The sequence below is a fragment of the Providencia sp. PROV122 genome (assembly GCF_028482365.1).
Lineage (GTDB): Bacteria > Pseudomonadota > Gammaproteobacteria > Enterobacterales > Enterobacteriaceae > Providencia > Providencia stuartii.
Genome location: NZ_JAMPQI010000071.1, coordinates 1 through 2,835 on the forward strand (window position 1 = coordinate 1; position 2,835 = coordinate 2,835).

Below are 2,835 nucleotides of genomic sequence, written 5' to 3' on the forward strand. Positions count from 1 at the left end.
GATATGTCAAAAAGTTTAACGCGACACTTATCACAATTTTGCAACATCCATTAGACAACGCAAACTTGGGTATGGTAGAGATAATAGCCATACCCAGTTTATTAAACTTAGTTAATTTAAACCCAGCTAACTTTAATAAACTGACTGACAGATTAATTTTCCGATTAAAATCATCTAATAAGAAAATTACCTATCAGTATGAAAAAGAAGTCATCAAATACCGATTAGGTTTTCTATTTTTCTAAGCCGAAAAGAAAAACAGAAAACCACAGGGTCAGTGAACTGAAAGCCCTCAGAGATCAAAACGGTCTCTGAGGGCTTTTTTTATTTTTTATAAAGGAAATATTATGTCTAAACAACGCCGTTTATCCAAAATTTTTGCAAAAGATGGTAAGTCCGTCACACTGGCACTCGACGGTTATTTTTTCTCCACCAAAACTGCTGGCATCGATAACACCATCAAGAAAATGCCTGAACTGGCTGCTAACGGTTTAGATTGCGCCTTAATCACTTATGGTATGGCAAGAAACTATGCAGATGCCTTTAATGATGTTTCAATCGTGCTACGTGTTGATTCTACAGTAAATGTGTATGACAACAGTGTGCCTGATACCCAACAAGTTTTTGGTGCCGAAGAAGCACTGAAAATGGGTGCTGATGGCATGGTATGCATGACCTTCCCCGGCGCATTTAATGAAGAGAAAACTCACGCTATGACGGCAAGACTGGTCAAACAAGCTGAGCAATGGAATATGCCATTTATCGTTGAATCACTGCCATACGGCTATGCAGTAACGAGTCCTGAATCCAATGAAGCCAAAGTGATTGCTGACTCTGCGCGTATTGCGGTTGAGTTAGGGGCAGATATCATCAAAACACGTTTTTCTGGCACACCAGACGACTATTTGATTGTCGAAGCATCAATGGTACCTGTTTTAGCACTCGGTGGACCAAAAACCGATACACTGAGTTATTTCAAATTTGTTGAACACTGTATGAAGATGGGAGCCAAAGGCGTTGCTGTGGGCCGTAACATCACTCAAGACCCTAACCCTGTCGCGATGGTGGCTGGCCTTAACGCTATCATCCATCTCGGTGCATCACCTGAAGAGGCATTTGCGCTCTATCAAAATAAAAATTAGGAATTATTAGCATGAATTTAAATAACACCATCATCCCATCGGTTCGCAACTATAAATATTTCGAGCGCGCACTTGCTAGCCACTCTGAATATATCTTATTGCCGGACGCCGATATCGGCAATTTACAGTCGATGATTGGGAAATGCCATAAAGCGGGAAAAAAGGTGTTAGTCCATTTGGAGTTATTAGGTGGATTTAAACCTGACCAAGCTGGCGTCACCGTATTAAAGAATTTTTATAAGGTGGATGGTGTTATTTCATCAAATTTTACAGCCCTACGTTACGCAAAAAAAGAAGGGTTAGACACCATCTTTCGCGTATTACTCGTTGATTCACGATCACTAGAACAGGCCAGTAATATGGTCAAAAACTATTCCGTGGATGTCGATGCGATCGAGTTATTACCTGCTGAATATGCTTGTACCTGTTTTGATTTATTAAAACGCAGTTTTAACCAAGCCAATACGCAATTTATTGCAGGTGGCTTTGTTAAACGAAAATACTTAGTTGAAAAGATTTTTTATACCGGTTTTAACGGCATTACCACCAGTGAACATACATTGTGGTAATTAAAGTTTGAGTTGTAAACCCTACGCCAACACCATTACAACTCAAATAATTAAAATAATGATAAACCCAAAATATACGCTCTACAGCGATTCAAAATAAAACAATAGAGCTGTTGTATGAAATATCTGTGGTGTAACAGCCACCCAAAATAGTTCGTGCTACAGCTAGGCGGTAAATGAGGATATCCCAGGGAGCATACATAAGTATGTGACTCGGGTAGTCAAATGCAGCCAACGACGCTATGGTGCGAAATATGAAGGGTTAGAGGAGTTCCATGAAAAAATATATCTTAGGAATTGATAATGGCGGCACTGTGACCAAGGCTGCTATCTATAACCTCGAAGGCCAAGTACTGGCTATTGCGTCCAATACCACTCGGATGATCACCCCAAAACCCTTTTTTACTGAAAGGGATATTGAGGAGTTATGGCAATCTAATTTACTCGTTATTAAAGAGGTACTTAAAAAATCAGTTATTGATGCTGCCGATATTATTGGCATCTCAGTAACCGGTCATGGTAATGGTCTCTATTTAGTTGATGAGCAGGGAAAACCCACTCGTAATGGCATTATTTCAACAGATAATCGTGCCAAAAAATATGTTGAACAATGGTATCAATCACCTAAATTCGAAAGTGAAATTCTACCTAAAACCATGCAATCAATTTGGGCAGGCCAACCTGTCGCCCTACTCGCTTGGCTACAAGATAATGAACCTGAAACACTGGAAAAGGCGCGTTACATCTTTATGGTGAAAGATCTGATCCGCTTTTATTTGACGGGTGAAGCCACACAAGAGCTGACCGACATCTCAGGTACTAACTTGATTAACGTACGCGATCGTTGCTACGACAATGAACTACTCGCTTTCTGGGGTGGGCTATCGTGGAAAGATAAACTACCGCCGATCAAGTTATCCACTGATTGTTGCGGCCGTATTACAGAAGAAATCGCTGCACTGACTGGCCTTAAAGCAGGCACACCAGTTTCAGGTGGTATCTTTGATATTTCCGCTTCTTCATTAGCTTCAGGTATCAACCAAACCAATAAATTAGCGATTGTAGCGGGGACATGGAGTATCAACGAATATGTCACCGACAAACCGGTGGTTGATAAAGATTTA

At 40.5% G+C, this 2,835-nt stretch carries 4 protein-coding genes; all 4 read left to right on the forward strand.

Translation table 11 applies throughout. From position 1 onward, the window contains the following. A partial coding sequence (locus PSE69_RS19725) for a hypothetical protein (RefSeq protein WP_272675345.1) occupies positions 1–245 on the forward strand: 245 nt, incomplete at its 5' end. Positions 246–347: 102 nt separating this feature from the next. After that, complete coding sequence (locus PSE69_RS19730; RefSeq protein ID WP_004916010.1) at positions 348–1,142, forward strand: class I fructose-bisphosphate aldolase; 795 nt, start codon at positions 348–350, stop codon at positions 1,140–1,142. A gap of 11 nt (positions 1,143–1,153) precedes the next feature. Further along, entirely contained in the window at positions 1,154–1,711 is a 558-nt protein-coding gene (locus PSE69_RS19735; RefSeq protein WP_004916012.1) for a glycerol-3-phosphate responsive antiterminator, read from the forward strand. Positions 1,712–1,986: 275 nt separating this feature from the next. Further along, positions 1,987–2,835 (forward strand): FGGY-family carbohydrate kinase (locus PSE69_RS19740; protein ID WP_272675346.1); only part of this gene is annotated, 849 nt, incomplete at its 3' end.